Source organism: Halobaculum sp. CBA1158 (assembly GCF_021431925.1).
GTDB lineage: Archaea > Halobacteriota > Halobacteria > Halobacteriales > Haloferacaceae > Halobaculum.
Genome location: NZ_CP090373.1, coordinates 1 through 19,082, shown reverse-complemented (window position 1 = coordinate 19,082; position 19,082 = coordinate 1). Strand labels below are relative to the sequence as shown.

Annotated in this window: 17 protein-coding genes; 1 reads left to right on the top strand and 16 read right to left on the bottom strand. The window is 60.5% G+C overall.

Features of this window, described 5'->3' with window-relative positions:
• The first annotated feature begins 7 nt into the window (after positions 1-7).
• Positions 8-439, top strand: a complete 432-nt coding sequence (locus tag Hbl1158_RS16215) for a group I intron-associated PD-(D/E)XK endonuclease (protein ID WP_234299857.1) — start codon at positions 8-10, stop codon at positions 437-439.
• Between the two features lie 134 nt (positions 440-573).
• Here the strand turns inward: Hbl1158_RS16215 and Hbl1158_RS16210 are convergent, their stop codons facing one another.
• The 16 genes from Hbl1158_RS16210 to Hbl1158_RS16135 form a co-directional block, all read right to left on the bottom strand.
• Entirely contained in the window at positions 574-1,470 is an 897-nt protein-coding gene (locus Hbl1158_RS16210; RefSeq protein ID WP_234299856.1) for a DNA-binding protein, read from the bottom strand.
• Positions 1,471-2,132: 662 nt separating this feature from the next.
• A complete protein-coding gene (locus Hbl1158_RS16205; RefSeq protein ID WP_234299855.1) occupies positions 2,133-2,462 on the bottom strand; it encodes a hypothetical protein in 330 nt (109 codons plus the stop codon).
• A 31-nt stretch (positions 2,463-2,493) separates the two neighbouring features.
• Positions 2,494-3,006: a hypothetical protein gene (locus Hbl1158_RS16200; protein ID WP_234299854.1), complete on the bottom strand. Its 513-nt coding sequence runs from the start codon at positions 3,004-3,006 to the stop codon at positions 2,494-2,496.
• Positions 3,007-3,309 (bottom strand): hypothetical protein, encoded by a 303-nt coding sequence (locus Hbl1158_RS16195; RefSeq protein ID WP_058365798.1) that lies wholly within the window; start codon positions 3,307-3,309, stop codon positions 3,007-3,009. It lies immediately after the preceding gene.
• Positions 3,310-3,380: 71 nt separating this feature from the next.
• Positions 3,381-3,707, bottom strand: a complete 327-nt coding sequence (locus tag Hbl1158_RS16190) for a hypothetical protein (RefSeq protein WP_092635683.1) — start codon at positions 3,705-3,707, stop codon at positions 3,381-3,383.
• The gene (locus tag Hbl1158_RS16185) at positions 3,707-3,997 is read right to left on the bottom strand and encodes a hypothetical protein (RefSeq protein ID WP_234299853.1); all 291 of its coding nucleotides are present in this window, start codon (positions 3,995-3,997) and stop codon (positions 3,707-3,709) included. The genes Hbl1158_RS16190 and Hbl1158_RS16185 overlap by 1 nt, the downstream gene beginning before the upstream one ends.
• A 194-nt stretch (positions 3,998-4,191) precedes the next feature.
• Positions 4,192-4,485, bottom strand: a complete 294-nt coding sequence (locus Hbl1158_RS16180; protein WP_234299852.1) for a hypothetical protein — start codon at positions 4,483-4,485, stop codon at positions 4,192-4,194.
• Positions 4,486-4,808: 323 nt separating this feature from the next.
• A complete protein-coding gene (locus tag Hbl1158_RS16175; protein WP_234299851.1) occupies positions 4,809-5,243 on the bottom strand; it encodes a hypothetical protein in 435 nt (144 codons plus the stop codon).
• Positions 5,244-5,251: 8 nt separating this feature from the next.
• Positions 5,252-5,785, bottom strand: coding sequence for a sugar-specific transcriptional regulator TrmB (locus Hbl1158_RS16170; RefSeq protein WP_234299850.1), 534 nt, complete (start codon positions 5,783-5,785; stop codon positions 5,252-5,254).
• A 211-nt stretch (positions 5,786-5,996) separates the two neighbouring features.
• On the bottom strand, positions 5,997-7,241 hold the full coding sequence (locus tag Hbl1158_RS16165; RefSeq protein ID WP_234299849.1) for a hypothetical protein: 1,245 nt from the start codon (positions 7,239-7,241) through the stop codon (positions 5,997-5,999).
• 447 nt (positions 7,242-7,688) lie between these two features.
• Positions 7,689-12,098 carry a conjugal transfer protein gene (locus tag Hbl1158_RS16160; RefSeq protein ID WP_234299848.1) on the bottom strand — a complete coding sequence of 1,470 codons (4,410 nt, stop codon included), beginning with the start codon at positions 12,096-12,098 and terminating at the stop codon, positions 7,689-7,691.
• Complete coding sequence (locus Hbl1158_RS16155; protein WP_234299847.1) at positions 12,064-14,271, bottom strand: transferase; 2,208 nt, start codon at positions 14,269-14,271, stop codon at positions 12,064-12,066. The genes Hbl1158_RS16160 and Hbl1158_RS16155 overlap by 35 nt, the downstream gene beginning before the upstream one ends.
• Positions 14,264-15,385 carry a hypothetical protein gene (locus Hbl1158_RS16150; protein WP_092893808.1) on the bottom strand — a complete coding sequence of 374 codons (1,122 nt, stop codon included), beginning with the start codon at positions 15,383-15,385 and terminating at the stop codon, positions 14,264-14,266. The genes Hbl1158_RS16155 and Hbl1158_RS16150 overlap by 8 nt, the downstream gene beginning before the upstream one ends.
• Before the next feature lie 2 nt (positions 15,386-15,387).
• Entirely contained in the window at positions 15,388-16,503 is a 1,116-nt protein-coding gene (locus Hbl1158_RS16145; protein WP_092635667.1) for a hypothetical protein, read from the bottom strand.
• Positions 16,504-16,505: 2 nt separating this feature from the next.
• Positions 16,506-17,342 carry a hypothetical protein gene (locus Hbl1158_RS16140; protein WP_092635665.1) on the bottom strand — a complete coding sequence of 279 codons (837 nt, stop codon included), beginning with the start codon at positions 17,340-17,342 and terminating at the stop codon, positions 16,506-16,508.
• A gap of 3 nt (positions 17,343-17,345) precedes the next feature.
• A complete protein-coding gene (locus Hbl1158_RS16135) occupies positions 17,346-19,082 on the bottom strand; it encodes a hypothetical protein (RefSeq protein WP_234299846.1) in 1,737 nt (578 codons plus the stop codon).

Sequence of the window (19,082 nt, the reverse complement as noted above, 5' to 3'; positions counted from 1 at the left end):
GGTTAGTATGGATTTGGAACGAGGTTGGCGGGGTGATGCGTCAGAAGCCTTAGTCGCCACAGACATTCTTCGAAACGGGTATGGCGTAGCTTATCCCCATGGTCATGAGCAGAAGTACGACCTGATAACCGACGTTGAGTGGGGGCTGTTACGAGTTCAGGTAAAGACGGCGAGCGACTATGACAAATACCGTTACGAGTTGGAAATCTCTCCAGAGCGGTGCCCCGATGGTACCGTTGATATATTCGCTGGTGCCATCCACGAAGAGGGTACGGCAATATACGTACCTGCTCACGAAATGGGAAAGACGCAACGTGTGAATTTCAATCCCCCAGAGGAAATGCCCAGTGATTGGCATCGGGAACAGGCGAATCTGCCCGGAGATTTCTCTATAGATGAGGCCCTCCTTAAAATTCGAGAGGTGACCGACTCTCAGTGACATGCGTATCTGTTAACCGGTGGTCGTCGAGGTTGTGGCTGCGCGCGCAGCGAAGCGAGCACGGAGCGGAGGGTGGGGAGGTGGGGCTTGGGTCGGTCCGGCACGTAGCAAAAAAAGAGAGTTGCGACGACTGGCTATTCCCACCACCGACCGCGCTCGGGGAAATGCACGGTGCTCCATCCCGTCAAGGCCACGGAAACGCGCCCGTTGTACCAGTTCTTCGCCGCGCCGTGAATGCGAACGCGCTCGCCCTCTTCGATCCAGGGTTGGTCACTCGCGACCCACGACGTTAGCTTCGTTTTCCCACTGTCGTCCTCGATGAGTCCGACTTGTTGAATGGCTGGCGAGTCGCTCTCCCAAAGCACCGTCACAGTACCTTCGATGCTCACCTCTTTGCGATTGACGTTCTCGAGCATCCCGATGGGAACCACCCGTCCCGGCGCCGTCTGCAACTCCTCGAACACGCCGACGACTGCACTCGTTAGGTCTTTCCCACCGACGACGGCTTCACCCAACCGCCGGCCAATCGCTGCTCGCGACCAGCCATCAAGCTTCTCCGCCAGTCGCATCGACTGCTTGTTCACCGCCGCCAACTGCTCCTGCGTGAGCTCTGCACGAGGATCGTCTCGCTCCGGGTCAGCCATCGGATTCACGCTCGCTGCCCGCTTCTGGAACTTCACACGCCGCTCAGCGCTTCGCTTCGCTGCGATGTCTCGCGTCCGCTTCGCACGCCCCTCCTGCTGACTGAGTTCTGCCTGGGCACTGATGTGTTCCAACTCGGCCTCTCGTGCCTTGATGCGCTCTTCCTGTTCGAGGGTCTTCCCGAACAGGTGATCCGGGCCTTCCTCGACTCGCGCGTCCGGATGGTTGGAATCGACTTTCGCCTGCACTTCCATGTCGACTGTCGCCCGGAACTCCGGGGTCTCGTCGACGACCTCGAATCCGTCCTCATCGACCTCGACTTCATCGTGTTTCTTGAAAGCCTGTTCATCGACCGAAACCTCATTACCGAAGACGTTCTTACTCGACATTGGAGTTCAGCTCCTGAAGGCGCTCACGCGCCCGACACCGCGATGCCTCAACATCGCGGATTTCCTCGACGACACCGACCGACAGACTCGTCTGCGCGCTCTCGCTCGCGCCTTCGCGAGCGCCCTTGGGCGCGAGCGAGAGCGCGCCCGAGGAAGACAATCATCCAGCACCGCGCGCCGACCCGCCCGGAGCGAGCGGCCAGCTTTAAGCCGTTTCTCGTGTCCGGCCCGGACTGCGGGTCCGTGTCCAGGGCGACGGTCGTGAGCACGGCGAGCCGTGGTGTGGCTCGCCGCGCGGAACGGCCCAAAGCGCTGGAACGCGAAAGCCCGCGAGGGGCGCAACCGAAAACGCGCTTAATGCTGGCGCCGAGGCCATATTCACTTTAGCCCGGAACGGGCGCGGGCGGTGCGGAGAGCGCCCGCACGCCCGGAATGGTCGGTCGCGAGCGACGCGGAGGGCGGAACGCGGCGAGCGGGGCGGGCCATAACGGACACACCAGTCTAGCCGGCCGCGACACTCGGCGATCCAGCTACCGTCCTGGTGGACTCAGAAAGGGCGAGGCCGCCTCGGTCGTCCCCCGACCCCGCAAGCACCGCAGGGACGAGGAGCGCAGCGGTGGTCGCGGGATGCCGAGCGGCCGAGGGCTTTCAGAAACTGTATTTCAATCGTCGTGCTGCGCGTTCAATTCTGTAAGGAACTGGCCGGCTGCTGTCCCGATACGAACACCGTCGACGTTACGCATCTCGAGGTCATGCGTGGCAGTCCGAAAGGGGTGGTGGTCGACGAGGATACGTTGGATAACAGTTCGGACGGGGCCGGTCCCGTACCTGTCGACGACAGTAGCCATCATCTCGTCGAGATGTGCATCTCGGTGCTCCGTCCGGGGATGCTGTGCGCGCTCGAGTACGAGTTCGACCACGTCATCAACTGATGCGTGCTCGGGATTCTTCGTTCGTTCACAAACGTCGTAGAGAGCGTCGTTATCGGACATTCCTAATCACTTCGAAGGATCCTCCACGGTGTTAGGTCCCCTCGAGCAACGAGCGAGCTCGCTGCACGTAACTGTTCGTGCCCCAGCTACGGGCGTCACTGATCGCATCGAGGAGCAGCCGCGCATCGGCAGCTGATAGGTGTTCAGTTCGAACGAGAACCGAGAGTAGCGTCGGTGTTGTGACGAGCCTGGTATCAGCGAGGGAGGCGTGGATCAAGCCAAGTTGGTTGAACTCGTCACAGAGGAAGAGCGCAGCATCGAGATCGTTCGCGAGCGTGACCGCCGCGTTCTCACCGTCATCGAGCGGAAACTCGGCATCGAGTTCGACCGACTGTGTCGTGAATGACTCCGTTTGGTCGAGGACGGCGGACGCGGCGTGTCCATGGACGTCATCGTACGAGGCAATTTCTCGGAGTTCATCGATGACCGCTGTTGGGACGACGACCTCGTACCGGGAGAGACAGAGTGCGAGTGGATCGGGGTCGTCGTCAGTAACGATCCCGAGACTCACGAGGGCGGAGGCGTCTGCGATAAGCCGCGACATCTAAGCGTCGGCGACCTCGTCGATGAAGTCCTCGTCCAACTGCTGTTTCAACACTCGGAGGTTTGCCGCCTCCTCGGCGCCGACGAGCGCTTTGAGTTGCTCGAAGGTGATCTCATCGTCGTAATAGGCGGCAGCGATCTCCTGGGTGAGTGCGTCGTCGTGAGCGGCGTCTTGGAGGTACTCCCGAAGCGCGGTCACGAGGATATCTGTTCGGTCTTCCCCGAGGACTGCGGCCAGTGCGTCGGCCCGGTCGATGAGCCGATCGGGGGCCCGAAACTGCACGCGCTTCTTATCGGTGCTCATGATGTGTACATTGTGAGCCAACGCACTTAGCCGTTTTCGTGTGTACGATGTGAGCCTCACTCGGCCAAGCGTCACTCGGCCACGAGGTGCTCCGTGAGGTCACGCGTCCAGTACGTCGCGAGCCCACCAGGGCTACAGCGAGCACACAGTTGGAGCGGCCCCTCGAGATGGCCGAGTTCGACGCGGAACCGGGTTAGTGCCGCGAGGGCGTCGACGACGAGCCCACAGCCGTCGCAGGCGTGGTGGTCGCGCTCGTCGGGATCCGACCGCGTCTGGGTGGCACAGTCGACACAGATTGGGTGCGTCACCCGTTCGTCTTTCCCCCACGTATGCGCCTCGCCCATCTCTGCACCCGGCGGTGAATCGCAGAACGCACACCCAGAAAGCGTCTGTTGCATCAGTCGTCCTCCGCGTCGGCGTCGGTGGCGGCCTGCCAGCCACGATGGAACACGGCGAGCTGGGTGATCGACTCGAAGGGCTTGCTACTGGGCTCGTGGACGAGAATGCGTTGGTCAGGGATCGGCGTCACCACATCGTCCTCGACAAGGTCGCCAACGAGACGGCGGGCAGTCGCCTCATCGATGTCCGCCGTCGCGACTCGGGACGCATCCCGATCCTGTGCAACGAGTTCGGTTTCGAGCCGGTCGTAGTCGCCTGTCGTGTCGTCGATGATATCTTGACCAGACATAGGAACTCACCTTCTGCACGCGCTTCGAGCGCGCCTCACGCCTCTTGGCGCCGATAGACACACCTGCGGTGCGGGCACGATATCCTACGTCAGCGATCTGCCTTCAGCTAGCCTCGTTCCTGGTTGGAAGAGAGCATGACGCTACTCTAACACCTACTGTGAGCCACCCCTTGCTGTCGGTCCCTGTCGGTCTGTTAGAGGGCGATCATGAGCCCGGTCACGAGTGTCACGAGTCCGAGTGCCAGCCACGTCGTCCGTGCTGCAAGGCGCTGCCAAACCCGCCTCCCCAGCTGGCGGAGTTGATCACGGAGGGCTGCCCGCCGTTCTGTTTCGAGGACCGCGACTTCGTCGTAGTAATCGCGGCGCTCTGCGGGAAGCGTCCGGAGTGTCGTCTGGCACTCGCTACAGGTGTATTCGAACTCTGCACGGACGTGCTGGCGGCGGAATTCTTGCTCGCCGCCCTCGTCGTAGCCTGTGATCTCGTACACGAGGAGTTTTGAGACGAAGCGACGGTTCCCACACTCCGGACATTGGTCCATCCTGAGCGTTGGTGTTCCATCCTCGCTGCTCGTATCGTCTGGCCAGGATGTCTGTGGCTCTGTGTCCTCGGTCTCTCGGGGTGGCCTCGTGTGGTTTTCTGACGGCGATGCACTCGCTGTCTCGGAGTTACTAAACGTAGACATGGATTCACCTGTGACTGCACTCAGCTGACACCAGGCTGGACACCACGACGGCTCTCCTGGTGGTGCCCATCGCGCTGAGCGCCGTCACCCTTGGTCGGCGCGATAAACGCCACTGCGGGGGCAGTCACCTATTCGTTCCACAGTACTGCAATCCGGTCTTCGACCTCGTCGAGGACGAGTCGCAGGACATCACGATGATCGGTCGGCCAGGAGTCATCGTCACCGGGCGTCGGGGCGGTGGGTGGGGGATGGAAGTGGTCGCGCGTATTGTGGGGGTTCGGATGCCGATCCCATCGGCATTCCCAGGTGTGCTCCGAATGGACCTCTCGATAGTGGATGGTGAAGTCGTCGTTCGTGTACCATCGGACAGTCAGGGTTGCGTCGTCGACGGGTGCTGGGTAGTACGATGAGGCAAAGACGACCTGAAGCTCGAGGTGGCCGCTTGCATCCGTGATGACCGCTTCGGAGACCTGTCCGGTGGCTTGGAGCCGTGTCTGAAGGAACTCGAGGATGGGGCGATCGATGGGGGCAGGGCTCCCGCCATCATCTGTCGGTGGCACCATCGAGCGGGCTACCCGGATGCCTGTTCGCGCTCGCCACCCGTGCGTTGCTGGCGTGCGCGCTCGTAGCGGTCTCGCTCCTCGCGGGCGGTCGCCCAGTCGGCGAGGTCGCTGTACACGTCGTCGATGGTCCGTTCGTCGCTGTCCTCCGCAGCGGCGACGGCATCGACTCCGGCCGGTGACGCGGCGTCGTACGTCGCCTCGTACTCGGTGATGCGCGTCGTCAGCTCACGAACGCGGTCCTGGAGTTCCTCGACGGAGTGGTCGGCTGCGAGCTGGTTGATGCGTCGCCACTCGAAATACGCGTCATTGCGTTCGTACGTGGCTGGATGGCCATCGTGTCGGGTGACAATGCCGAGGTCGTCGAACCACCCCAGATACTTCCGGGCGGTCTTGGGGTCACAGTCGGCGCTATCGGCGATCGCGCTCGCCGTCGTCGGCTCGCGGGTCTGTAGGATGGTGCCGTAGATGCGCTGTTCGACGTCGTCGCTGCTGAACGGCTCCTCGAAGGGGGGCGGCCCATCGGCGGCGTCTGTCTCGGACATACGTGGGCTTGTAGATCGAAGGATATAGTTCTTACTTCGAGGAATAGTTTCCTGAACTACTGTATCCTATGCTAGCCCTCGTTTTGCGGCGAGATTGAGCGTGGTTAACCAACAAACAGCGTGGCACACCGAGTCTGTTGGTTAACCTTCTCGGCTCACGGAATCAGAACGCTCGAGGGAGGGCTTTTCGGATGGCGGTGAAGCGGCGCCACTACTCGGACCGACCACTGAAGAATCGACTCAACAAAGAGGCTGGCTCTGAGTCATCACCGGTCTCGCTCGCGGTACCGGAATCTTCCTCGTGGGATTGCGCAGTCTCCTGATCACGGGCTGCGAGTTCGTCGGTGAGTCGTTCGATTTCTGCTTCGAGGGTCTCGATCCGCTCAGTCTTCTGTTCGAGTGTTGCCTCGAGTTCGTCGACGCGCTCGCTCAACAAGCGGTTTTTCTCCGACAGATACGCACGACTCCGGTCTGCCTCGTCAGGCGTACCGCCAGTTGTGACACCGTCAGGTGTGCCGTGGGGATCTGCGGCGTCCGTGTCGTAGAACTCCGACGTGGTCGCAATCGCTCGTTCGATGGTCTTCTCGCCGTACGTCGACCCGTCAGCGTAGTGGACCTCGTCCCACTTCTCCCGCATCAATCCCGACTGGCGGAACAGCTGCTCCATTTGGGTCCGGTCACCACCGGTCCAGAACGCCAGCAAACAGCACAGCGCCATGTCGGCCTCGGACTGACTGTCGTAGCCGACCGTATTCCCGTTCCAGAGCCGCTCGAACTTCTCGCCGTTCGATGCGTTTCGCGCTTTCTCGAGAAGGTCCTCGTCTTCGAGGTCGACGTCGGCTGCACCGGTCGTCGGTGATTCGTCGTCAGCGCCATCACGCTGCTCGGACTCGGATGCTGTGTCACGCTCTGTGTCCTGGACGTACTCGCGATGAATCGCTGTGAGCGCGTCCTGCCGGCGTGCAACGCGCGTTGGTGTCCACTCGACGTGGTCGCCAGTGACGGTGAAAAAGCGTGCCGTGTCGTACAATTCGACGCTCCCGCGCCGGTTCCGCCCCTCGGGGAGTGCGCCAGTGATCAGGACGTGATAGCCGGTACCGGACGGTGACACCTCGGTGTAGGAGTCGAGTCGCTCAATGATGTCCAGTGCTGCGTCGTCGACGTCGTCTGTCTCGGGATCGCGGCAGTCGTCCAGATCGACGCCGACGATGGAGTCGTCGTCAGTAAACACGAACCCGATACCATCGGCGTGCTCTGTCTCGCTGTAGTCGAGTGCTGCCTCGAAACTCGCCCAGGTCTCCGACTCTGTTGCTGACGCGAACCCCCCAGCCCCTGGCGTCACCGGAATCTTCGTCGGTTTGCCGTCTCGCTCTTCCTCGCGCCAGCACACCCACTGGTCGCGTTCGCGTAACGTCTCCGGAATCGCCTCCGGCTCGTTGACGATAGGGTCACTCATCCTCACGTAGGACCTCGCATGGCTCTCACTGGCTCTGAGCCAGCACAGAACGCTCTCTGCGTTACGTCTCGATCCAATCCCTTGGTCCCAACGGGGACCCCCCGTTCTATCCTAGTTGGTTTTCGCTCGGTGATACCCCTGACCAGCTTCGCCGTCTGGTGGTTTTTCCCCTGACCGCTGATGCGGGCGGGAGTACCCTTTCTTAATTTCCCCTGACCAGCAGTGCCGTCCTGCGATTTCGTATGTTCACTTGATGTTAGATACTGTTGCCCTTCCCAGATGCCCTGACCGGCGGTTCCGTCTTGCGGTTTTCTCGGTCCATAACCGAGCATTAACTCTTGATTCTTACCCTCTCGTGCTGTTACTGGTCGTTTTCCCTGACCGGCAACGCCTTCGGGCGATTTTTTGATGACCCGTCTCGAATTCAAGTACCTCATAGATTTCTCTTCATTCAATCAACTGTTGCCCTGCTGCCGTGAGCGAAATACCTGTATAGCAGTTCACGCGGGTTCCGTTTTGACGAATCCGACTCGTATCATACGTTACGAACTCCCCGAGAGAACGGGAGAACCACGCTTTCGATTGAACTTCTTTGTCGTGTCTGATTGCCCATATCCGATACGCATTATAGAGATCATCCTTCGGGAGTTCCGCGTCCTCTTCTTCGGTAACGTACACGTCAACGAATGACTCGAAATCGTCCGCGTCGTGATCGAGTTCACTCCCGTTAGTTTGGGAGATTTGCTCTGAGGAATCTTCCCTCGGCATATCCTCTCCCGGAGCAGATTCGGCCCGATAGTCAGTCTCCGCCCGGTCACTATTTTCGTCGTCGTTTTTGAAGTCCCCCTCTGATTCATTGTGGGCGGTTGAGTGATCAAGTAGGGTTGTGAGAGGTTTCGTTGTCCCGTCCGTGTAGACGACTGATGACTTCTCATCGGCAAGAATCACGATTACGTAGCTGTCGCAGCTGTACTCTGGGGTGGAGAACTCGTCTTCCGGAACGAACGGCTTTTTGATCCGAATCCAGTCGTCCTCGAACGCCGATTTCGTCTCGTAGATGTGTTGTTCACCGTGCTCGTATACGACGTACTCGTCGGCAGCGTGGTCGTAGCTGTAGATAGCTGGAACACGATCTTTCGAGAGTTTTCCAAGCGACTCGAGGCGGATGTGTTCCGTCCCGCTGGCATCACGAAGGACGATCTCGTCGCCATCACGCTGCCAGATATTCTGGGTCCCGTTCTCGTCCCCGGTCGCTGGTCGGACAGCCGTCACTCCACCTTCTTCGGTTGCCCCACCGTTGAACGTGAGATTCGAGTCAGTCGTGTAGAATCGCGTCTCACCATTCTGGAGGGTACGGACGGGTGGTGTGAGAATGCCGTCAACGCGCTCAGCCCACTCAGTTTCGTCTGTTCCGGGGCGAACGACAAACAGCGGGATATTCCCTGCCTCTTGGGCTTTCCGGAGGTTCGTGAGTACCTTTGCGGGATTCTCGGGTGTCGTCGTTTCGACTTCGATGGCGAATCGATCGGCAACGTCGGGGTGGCTCGCCCTCGCGTCAGGTTTCTCGCCGCCATCCTGTGCGAGGATCGAGACGGTGAAACCGAGTGCAGTGAGTTCTTCCTCGATTTGGCGGAGTGCTGCGTCGTGGGCACTCCCACCGGCGGCCTGCACGCTACCTGTATCGGGTGTCGCGACCTCTTCTCCGGCTTCAGTGAGCCGGATGCGGAGCTCGTCGGCGTCGATATCGACGGTCGTATCAAGGTATCGTGATCGTTCTCGGATGTCCGCGAGTGCATCATACGATGGTGGCTCGGCGTCGACGTCGTCAAAGAGGCGTCTGAGTTCGTCGTCAACTGCTTCAACGGCCACCCAGCCGTTCTCCTCGCGGCAGCCCTCTCGAAGCTGGAGACTCCGAACCACCTTCGCAATCGCGACGTCCAGGTCGTCACTTCCGATATTGAGGACCTCGTGTACGTCAGTCGGTGTTCTCGTTGTTGAGGCGTCTGTTGCGGCCGGCACGCCGTGTTCGTCACTGATGTGCTCGTGCATCGAGGAGAGTGTCTCAGTGAACTGCTCCTCTTCACGCTCAGTGAGTGGGGATTCACTCTCGGGGTGTCCCGGTGGAATCGGGAGCGGTTCGAGACTGAACGGATACGGCCCCGTTTCACCGAACGTCGGGCTTGGCAAGCTGGCGATCCACTCTCCGCGCGGCAACGAACGAATCCGATTGGCGAAATCCGCGGGGTCCATCTCTTCGTGGGCCATCGCTCGCGCCAGTTCCCGGTCGACGTTGATTTTCCCGATGAGTGAACTGCCGATGTTGTTCAGAGCATTCAGGTAGATCTTCCGCCCACCTTCAGCCTCCATCTGTTCGGGGAACTGCATCGACAGGCCAACAGAGAGCCGGAATCCCCGGCCTTTCTCGAGGAGATCATTCATGATGTCGGAGACCACGACCGACGCTGCCTCGTCGACGAGCAAGTTCACGACGTAGTCGTCCGAGTGCTGGGAGAGGGCCTGTTTGCGGTCCTTGAGAGCTGCATCGAGATTGGTCAGGATTACACCGGTCATGATCCGGGCAGCGTCGTCGCGGAGGTCTCCGAGGTCGAAGAGGATGACCGTATCCTCGTCGAGGACATCCCGAAAGTCGAACTGGTTCTCGGTATTGTTGAAGATCTGCCGTAGGTGTGTATCCTGTGAAATGTACGCAAGGCGGTTTCCGACACCACCCATCACGTTCGCGAAGGTGTTTGGATCTAACTGGAGCTGCCGTCGAATCGTCCGCGTGACTTCCTCGTCGCTCGACCGTGGGGCGTCGCCGATGTTCTCGTTCGGTGGCCCGGCCTCCCAGAGCTGGTCGACGACGTGTTCGAGCTGTCGGTGGGCGAAGTAGTCTGTCGACGCTCGGTACAGCCCGTTTTCACGCCCGTATTCCTCGTCGAACAGTGCCTTGATGAGCGTCTTGATGAGAGTCGGGGCCACAGTCGCCCGCTCGTAGCGGTCGGTTCCCATCACGAGCTTCAAAATCTCTTCGTAGTGGTCGGCCTTCCGTTGGACGGCGTCTTCGCGGCGCCGTCCGCTCTCCATCGACGGTTCGAGATCGAAAAACGAGAACCCGGGGAGGACGTCCGGGATCGGGAAGTGGATGACGTTCTCTTCGAGGTCGGTCATTCCGAACCGACGCGCGTGAGCCCGCATGTAATTCTGGGCCATATCGTCGTTTTTCGGGATGATGAGGATCGTCGGCCCTTCGGTGTTGTCGTACAGCGACAGCATGTCGTTGATGAGGGCTTTCGACTTCCCAGAGCCGGTTGTTCCGAATCGGCCGTAATGAGTGGGCAACAGTCCGGGTGGAATATGTGTCGGCACGTCTTCGGCCTCGCCAGTGTCGTCGAGGGCATACCCGATTGCCATCCCGTCTCGGAACTCACTCATGAGGTCCTGGTGCGGACGGGGCAACGGATTCCGACTCTGCTGTTCCGCACGCGTCCCACGGGCCCCCTCGACAGTAAGCTGTTCCGAGGAGGGCACGAGTACGAAGTGCGCGAGTTCTCGACCACTCAGGACGAACTCCGGTCGGGTCGTCCCACGACCGGCCGTGATCTCACGATCCAAGAGCCGCTGCAGCGCCGCTCGTGCGTTCCGTTCTTTTGTGGCTGCCCGCAAGCCGCTGTCACGTAATCGTTCGGCCGCAACCTGGTAGTACGGCCCGTCAAGCGGGTCGAATACCGGGACCAGTGATTGCATTCGCTCACCGAGATCATCGCGACCGCCACCACCGGATGGAATCCCGACTGCTCGAATGTTCGCGGTGAACGAGCGCTTCGGATTTTTCGCCTCGATTGCTGCGACACGTTTTGCAACCGCGTCGCTCAGCTGGTTTCTGTCCCGGCTCTCCGACTGATCGTCGAGTTCGAAGAGAGAGCCAATAATCTCCTGTGCGAGTGTATCTCGTCCATCGATGACGTCCTCCTTGCGAAGGTCGGCATCGGACTGCCAGCTCTCGCGTCGCTGGAAGACGACTTGGAACGCTACTGGTGCTGTCGCCTCCATCAGATGGTCGACGAGCGACGCGAGCGCACCTCCTGGCTGATCGACGGCTGGGAGTTCCGCTTCGTCGTCGGCAGTAAATGGCGAGAGTGAGGTCATCCAGTCCTGCTTCCGAGTAGCCGACCCTTGCCACCGCACGCCGAGTGGGGAGACTGATTCGGTCGCTGGCCGGGCGAGTATCGTCCCCTCCGATGTTACCGTTGGTTTGGCAAGCGTCGTGAGTGGCTCATCCTCGGGAATCGCATCTGGTGGGGCGAGTTCGAGGGCAGTATCGCCGATCTCGATGAAGTGGTCGGCAGACTGGTCGCCGACTGTTCCTCCATCCGCGACTGATTCGGCGTCCCCTGGCCCCGATTGTTTGTTGTCGTCAGTGCCACGTTCGTATTGCTCGTCAGGGTCGAATTCGTACTGGAGGTCGCCCGCCTCATAGTGCTCGACGAATGTCTCGCGGTCGAATTCGACAGGCTGTACGAGTCGGGATGCGATGTCGACCTCGGTACGCTCGATGTCGAAGGTCTCTGGATAGACCGACCGGAGCCGTTTCTCAAGGGTATCCAGATGGTCGTCGGCACCGTAGTAGAATTCGACGGGGTCATCTTTCCCCTCGCTCAGCGCGAGGAATTCGAAGCGTAGCGGTGTGTCGCTATGTAGCGGATTGAGTTTGTCAGCTAGCCCCGCCGAGTCCGTTGAGGTCAGTTTGTGAAGACTTTCCAGTGCCTGCGGTAGACGCTCCGGATTCAGCCGTTCGGAGGTTGGCGTCACGCGAAGGTACTCACGCATCGTCGTCACCTCCCGTTTCACCGCCATCAGTCTCTGTTGGCGTCCGCTCAGGTGTGTGTTGTCCGTTGTCGGTCGCTCGGCTTTCAATATCGTCTTGGAACGCCTGCACCTCCGCGTCCACAGCATTCTCACCAGTCCCGGGGAGTGAGTCTCGCCGTTGCTCGGTTGGCTCGAAGTCGATGACCTGCTTCTCCTTGGGCATCGCTTTGACCTGGATTCCACGCCACTCGCCGTCGACGCCCACGAGGGCCTCGGAGAAGCCGGCGTCCTCGTTGCCAGGAACGGCGTCCTGAACGAACCGCATCTGCGCGTAGTTCAGGCCGAACTCGTCGGCCCACTCCTCGTCCATCCCGTCGAGGCGGTGGAACTGCTTGACTGCACACTGGTCCAAGATCGCCTCGGATTCGGCGTGCTCGAAGAACTCGTCGACGGTCTGCGTGACCAGCCGGATCGAGAGGTCGTGGTGACGGTGGTGGCGGAACACCGTCTCGAGGAACGCTAGGCTCGCGGCGTCCTGCATGATGTAGCGCGCCTCGTCGATGTAGAACACGACCTCCTTCTCCGAGACTTTCGCTCGCTCGTAGACCAGCGAGATGAGCAGCTGCATCGTCAGCGCCGTGCTGCTGTCGACGCTGCCCTCCTGCTGGGCGAGGTCGAGGTAGATGACCTTCTCGTCCCGGATGTCGAAGTCTGACTCCTGGCCGAGGTTCGCGTGGCGTCCGTCGTCCTCGAAGGGGCGCAGCTGATCGAGCAACCACGTCGCATCCTCCTTGATCTTCCCTGCCTCTTCGTCGGACCGGACGACGAACTCCTCGGGGTCGTCGACCATATCCTCGAATACGTCCATCATGTCACGGATGGTCGGGCTCGGATTGTCGTGCGTCGAGATGTCGTCGGTGATGCCCTGACGCTTGTAGGCACGTTTGAGGGCGAGTTCGAGCGTCGTCCGCCGGTCGCCCAGTGAAATACCACGAAGGGCGAAGAAGTTCGTGAGGAAGCTCATCGCGTCGTCGAGCTTCTCGTTGAACGGGCTCGCGTCCTCGCCCATCGCCCGCTGGACGTGTTCGGGTGTCTCCCGAATCTCCAAGGGGTTCAGCCCGAGTGTCCCGCCGACTGTGATCCGCTTGGCGTCGAGCGCCTCTGAGACACCAGCCCAGTTGTTCAGCGGTTCGAGGATGATGCCGATCCGGTCCTTGCTCTGCTCGATCGACCGGATGAAGTTCTGCTTCGAGCTGAACGACTTCCCCGACCCCGTGTCGCCGACGGTGAACATCGCGTACCCGTTGTCCCGGGCGAACGGGTCGATGACCACAGGACTCTGGTTGTCCTTGTGAATCCCGAACTCGACGCCGCCCTCCTCGAGGATCGTCGCGTTGTGCGGCGAAGACAGCAACGCGCCGACGGCGCCGCCGAGCGCAATCGACGTCCGGCCGAACTCGTTGTCGCCGATGGGCGCGGCGGATTGGAGGGCGAGATCTTGCCGACAAATTGCGGTCTTCGGCGTGAGGTTCGCCGGATCGTCGCGGAGGGCACTCTTGACCGTCTGGACGGCATCTCTGAGTTCGTCTTTCTCGTCGGCCCGGACGGTGATGAACATCCCTTGGTCGAACACGTTCGCGCCGTTCTCGACGGCCTTGTACGTCGCTGCGGCCTCGTTGGCGCGCTCCTGCAGGTAGGCACTCCGGATACTCTGTTCGAGGTCAGCATCGACCTGGAGGTCGTCAGCGATGTCCTGCAGTTCGTTCCGGGCCCGCTCCTGATTTTTCGGCGTGATGTGGGCCGTCAGATCGAACTGGACATCGGTCATCTCGAAGAGGTCACTCAGATATCCGTCGTTGGGATAGTCGGCATAGTTAGCGATATACAGCGTCGTCGTCCACTGTTCGCCGACCCGTGCCGCTCGCGTCTCCCACTCGACAGCTCCGGGCGCGGTGACGGTCTTGTGCGACTCAGAGATGTCGTCGAGGAGCTTGCGTTCGGCCTCGCCTTCTTCGAGTGTCTCCTCATCGAGGACATCGGTGAAGTTTACCTCTGGTTCATCATCTGCAGTGAAGCGGTCCCAGAGGTACTTACTGCCGACGCCAAGGCCGAGACCCACTGCAAGGGCAAGTACTGCACTCTCTGCTGGTGTCAGGTTCTGGAGCCACCCGGCGACGGAGCCAAGCGCACCACCACCAGTCTGGAGGATCACATTACGCATCGTGTGGGTCCTCCCGGCGCGAGTGGCCGATGATCGATTGGTCGCGAACGACACGTTCTGCCTCGTCATAGTCGTGTTCGCGGCCGTTCCAGAAGTCCATATTCAGGACGAACAGCTCGACCGTGCTGAGGCGGCGTGCGGACCACCCCGACGCTTGCTGGATGAACTCGGATCGCACGTCGTTCACCCGACTGTCGAGCTTCTCGAACATCTGCGCACGACGTTCGACGTCGGTGAGGTCCTCGCGGCGGGTGACGAACGGGTTGAACAGGAACCCGATGACGGGGAACTGCGTCAGCTTCTCGGCGGGGGTGCCCTCGTCGCGGAAGCGGTCGTACACTTCTATCGGGCTGACTTCAACGCCGATGTAGTACCGGACCTGCTGAATGCCCCGGTCACGCATCTCCTTCGGCCGTGTTTCCCGATATTCTTCGAGGAGTTCCCGGAAGATCGGGTTCTCCGTGACGTCTTCGTCCGTGAGCCGATCCTCGATAGTCTCGGTGATCTGCTCGACCGGGAAGGAACGGGTTGTGGCGTGGAGTTTGAGCTTCGAGTCCAGCTCTTTGTTGGCGAACTCTTCGCCGGCGTCTTGCAGCTGCGCCCAGTCGTCGGACATCGCGAAGTCCATGTTGGCCGGATCGATCTCGATGAACGCCTCCATCGCGCCGTCTTCACGCTGGATGGCACCAGCGCCCGGCCACGCCCGCTTGATGTTCGTGAGGTCCTGTGTCCGCTCGTCCGGCTTGAACGGCGTGTAGTTCGCGAGTCCGCCCTCGTTGCGCTCTGACTCGTTGGTACTCGTGTCGGCGTCGGCGGGCGCACTGAACGTGACCTGAGGCCGTTTGAGGTACCGATAGACGTCTTTTGTCCACGTCCAGGCGTTCAGATGGGTTGGTGAGACGTAGATGACGGCGACGCCAAAGCCAAGCCCGCCAGCAACGAACGGCAGGGCCAGTGATTCGATCCCGGTGAGACCCGCGATAAACAGCCCAATAATGGGGAAGGCGATGAGCATGCCAACGTCTCCTTCCTCGATATTGAGATACGGGATGCGACTCTCCTCGCCGAACTGATCCATGATGCGCCGTGCGGCCGCGTCTTGATCTGCTGACATTGTTAGTGGATTCCTCGATCAAACTCCATCCCACGGTCGTCACTCGCCGATTCCGCTGTCGCTCCACCAGGGTCATTCTCTGTTCGACGGTACGATGGCGTCCCGCCATCGTCTCCTCCATGCCCACCGCGGGCAGCCGCTTTTTGGGCGACGGCGTGGCCAGCGGCGGCTTTCGGCCCCCACCGAGCGGCGGTCGTCGCGACGCCGGCGCCACCGACGTAGGCTCCAGCGGCGACACCGCCAACGAGTGCTGCGCCTTTCGTTGCACCGCCGACGACTTTGGCCGTCAACGGGGTCGCGTATTTGAACGTCTTCCACGTGATGTAGAGGGCGACCAGCGGGAGGGACGCAGCGACGAGATATTTGAGGAACGCTGTTCCTGGTGTGAGCGTCCCACCGCCGTAGATCAAATCGTACCCCTTGAGAACCATCGCTGCCGGGAGCGGGAGGACAGCCAACGGGACAAACCGTTTGCAGAACCCCATCGCGATATCGGATACGACCGGAATGTTTCCGTAGGCCAGTGCAAATGCAATCGGCATTCCGTACAGGTAGACATACAGCAGGATCATCCGGATGTAGAACAGCGCCTCCAGTGCCCACATCGAGATTCCCCCAATCACAGCGAACAATAGCCCCAGTCCGGGGTTTGTGATGGCTGCGCCCAAGAACTGAAGCATTGCCGAGGCTACGGAGGAAAGCTCCGGCATTAGTGCAATGGTGAACCCGTCGACGAGGTAGAGTGCGAGAGTTCCAACCCAATACCACGTAATGATTAGAAAAGCACCGACCCAGGCCGTCTTCTTCGTTTTTCGGGCTTCGTAGGTACTTCCAATATTGAAGATCCGAACCGTGTGACGGCCCTGAACACTCATCACAAGGAGCAAAAGGGCAATCAGCATGATTTCGCCGCCGATGAGAGCATCGTGGATTGCTGGCCAGGGTGCGTTGGTTGGTTCACCGAAGACAAATGCTCCGTTCGTCTCTGGGGTCGGGGTTCCGAACATTCCCTCAGTCAGAGTCTCATACCCCGACCTGAGACCGTCCATGAACAGCCCGATGAACCAATCAACGACGCCTTTGATACCCTCAAGAACGACGTCAATAAGATCAACCATCGTCAGGCCTCCGTAATCGTGACCTCACAGTCTGTCATCTCGTCAGACCCGGAATACTGGACATTGTAGGTACTCGTGACCCGATTGCCACTGACCTGAGTCTCAACGATTACCGTGAACTGCCCGCTGTTACCATCTGGGGAACACCCCATTCCGTCTTCACTCTCTGAACCGAACGGGAACGAATTACTGAACAGGTCGACCGTCTCACCAGGGGAGACTACTACCCGGTCGGTTTCGTGCATTCCACTACCTCTGGGGTTCTCAATTGGATTGGGAACGTCCCCGGAGAAGATTAGTTCAGTTATCGCTTCCGGACCGCTTCCTGTGTTCTCTACCGTGACGAATGCCTCGCCATTCTTGATCCGGTCAGTCTCGCTCTCACCATAGACTTCGTCCCACGGCTTATCTGGATTATTCCGATAGAGTCCGACATCCTGTATCTGAATCTCTGGACGGAGTTCAGTCGTGGTCTCAACTACTGTCTCCTCGCCTTTCAACGCGAGTACGCGATACTCACCGGGCGCATATGCGGTGCCGATCTCGAATGAGACCTGCTGAGCACCTGCGGCTACGTCACGCTTCCCGAATAGCTCGCCGTTCGGCTGGATAAGGTTGACTTGGTCGACATCGGCCTCTTCGGAGAGTTCGACGACGAGTGTCGTCCCCTCGACAGCGACACGCGTGAGTGGGCCGTTGCCATCTGGAGAGGTCGTTCCGTCACCAGGCGTCCCAGAACCGCCATTGCCGTTCAGACAGCCAGCGACGCTCATGAGAGCAGCACCTGCGACAGTTCGGAGGGCGGTTCGCCGACTGATGTGTGGGTGGTTTCTAGTCATGGACTATGGGTTCCGTTGGAAGATGTCGTCTGGACCGAGCATTCGGAGGAGCCGCTTGCCTGCGTAGAACATCACAATGAACGGGATGAGCTGCCAGCCGACCTCGAAAATGAAGGCGAACCAACCGTCGATGGTGCCGAGCGGGTGCCAGCGAGCAGTTGCCGTCGCACTCACATATGCGGGGTCGTGCCCGAGCCACGAGCCTGGGTGGTACCGAGCCGTGTAGATGCCCGGCTCGTCGATCGTCACGATCGCCACCCCGGAGGCGTTGGTCTCGACGCGTTGCTCCGCGATGGTGATGTACCCGTTGCGAGTGGTCCCACCGATTGGATATCGTCGGTCGGGATCGCTGAGCACGATTGGGGCGCCGGTCTCGTTGTCTCGGAGTCCGATGCGGAGTGTGGCCTGGCTTTCGTTCTGCTGGAGCACCTCAACCGTCAGATTACTGCGCCGGAGCTGCCGCTCAGAGCCAGCGTCAGGTGCCACAATCGAGGCGTTCACGCCCCGTACGATCCCCGCTACCTGGAGCGCATTGCGGTCGACGTTCCCCGCGCGAACCGCAACACCGTACGTCGTCGTGTACGACTGGTTGACGATGTCGATGTTGATGTTCTCGCCGAGCGTGCCGACCGGAGACGGTCGGTCAGTGCCCCAGGTGTCGATGATCTCTGGGCCATCGCGAACTGGTTCAGCACGCGGGCCGATCCGCGACGGGTACGCGTGAACATAGACCGGAATCGCATCCGACTCGACGGTGGCGCTGTCGGTCCGGTTCGACCTGACGAGTGTATCCCAGTTGGTGTTCCGAGCGGTGTAGAACCGCCAGACGCCACGCACTCGTGCGCTTCCATTCTCCGTGAGCGTGTACCCCTGCCACGGTCTGGACTGGAAGATAGCCACACCGGCGTCACCATTGGGATACTCGGCGTAGTAGGGGTACGCCGAGAGGTCGTAGATCTCGACGGCGATCGAATCCGAGACGTTGAGCGACTCGGTACGATACGTGACCTCGACATCGGTCTCGTCGCCTCGGTCGATTCGCGTGGTCTTCTTCAACCGGACGCTGATCTCGGCTTCAAGCGTGAGGTTTGCACTCCAGTCATCCTCGATCTGGTAGTCGAGGGCCGGCGTGTGCGAGCCGTCGCGCTTGACGATGGTTTCGCCGTCCTTCTGCAATCGAACCTCCTCGACCTCGTTGCTCGTGAGCGACCACTCGATCGTCGTGTTCCCCGAAGAGCTTCCGTTCGGGAGACGAACACGATAGTCAACGAACCCCCGCATCGTGCCGTTCGGCGCGATATAGAGCGGCGTTTCACCCGACTCCAAGTGACCTCGCGTCGACGGCTGCACTGCGAACACCGTGGCGTGGGCGTCCTCAATGAACACCCCGTCTTCGAGCGACGCGTGGCGCGGATGCACGGACGTATCCGACCCACCGGGTTCGAGATCAGCGAAATCGTTTCGCGTCCACGTTGCAGCTGTCGCCGGCGGGCGCGTGAACGTGATGTCCGTCCCGTTTGCGAGTTGGTGCATCGCGGTCCGGCTCTCGCCATAGCGCTGCTGGTACTCCTCCTGGCTGATGTAGTTGTCCGCGTCGCGAGACCACAGCGTCGCTGATTCATTCTCTGTGAGCCCGTTCCCCTCCGTGCCTGGCCGTGGCGGGCTTGCAGTGACGAGACCTGTGACTAGGCTCGTCACGAACAGGGCGGCCATTAGCACGGAGAGCTCTCGTTGTGTCAT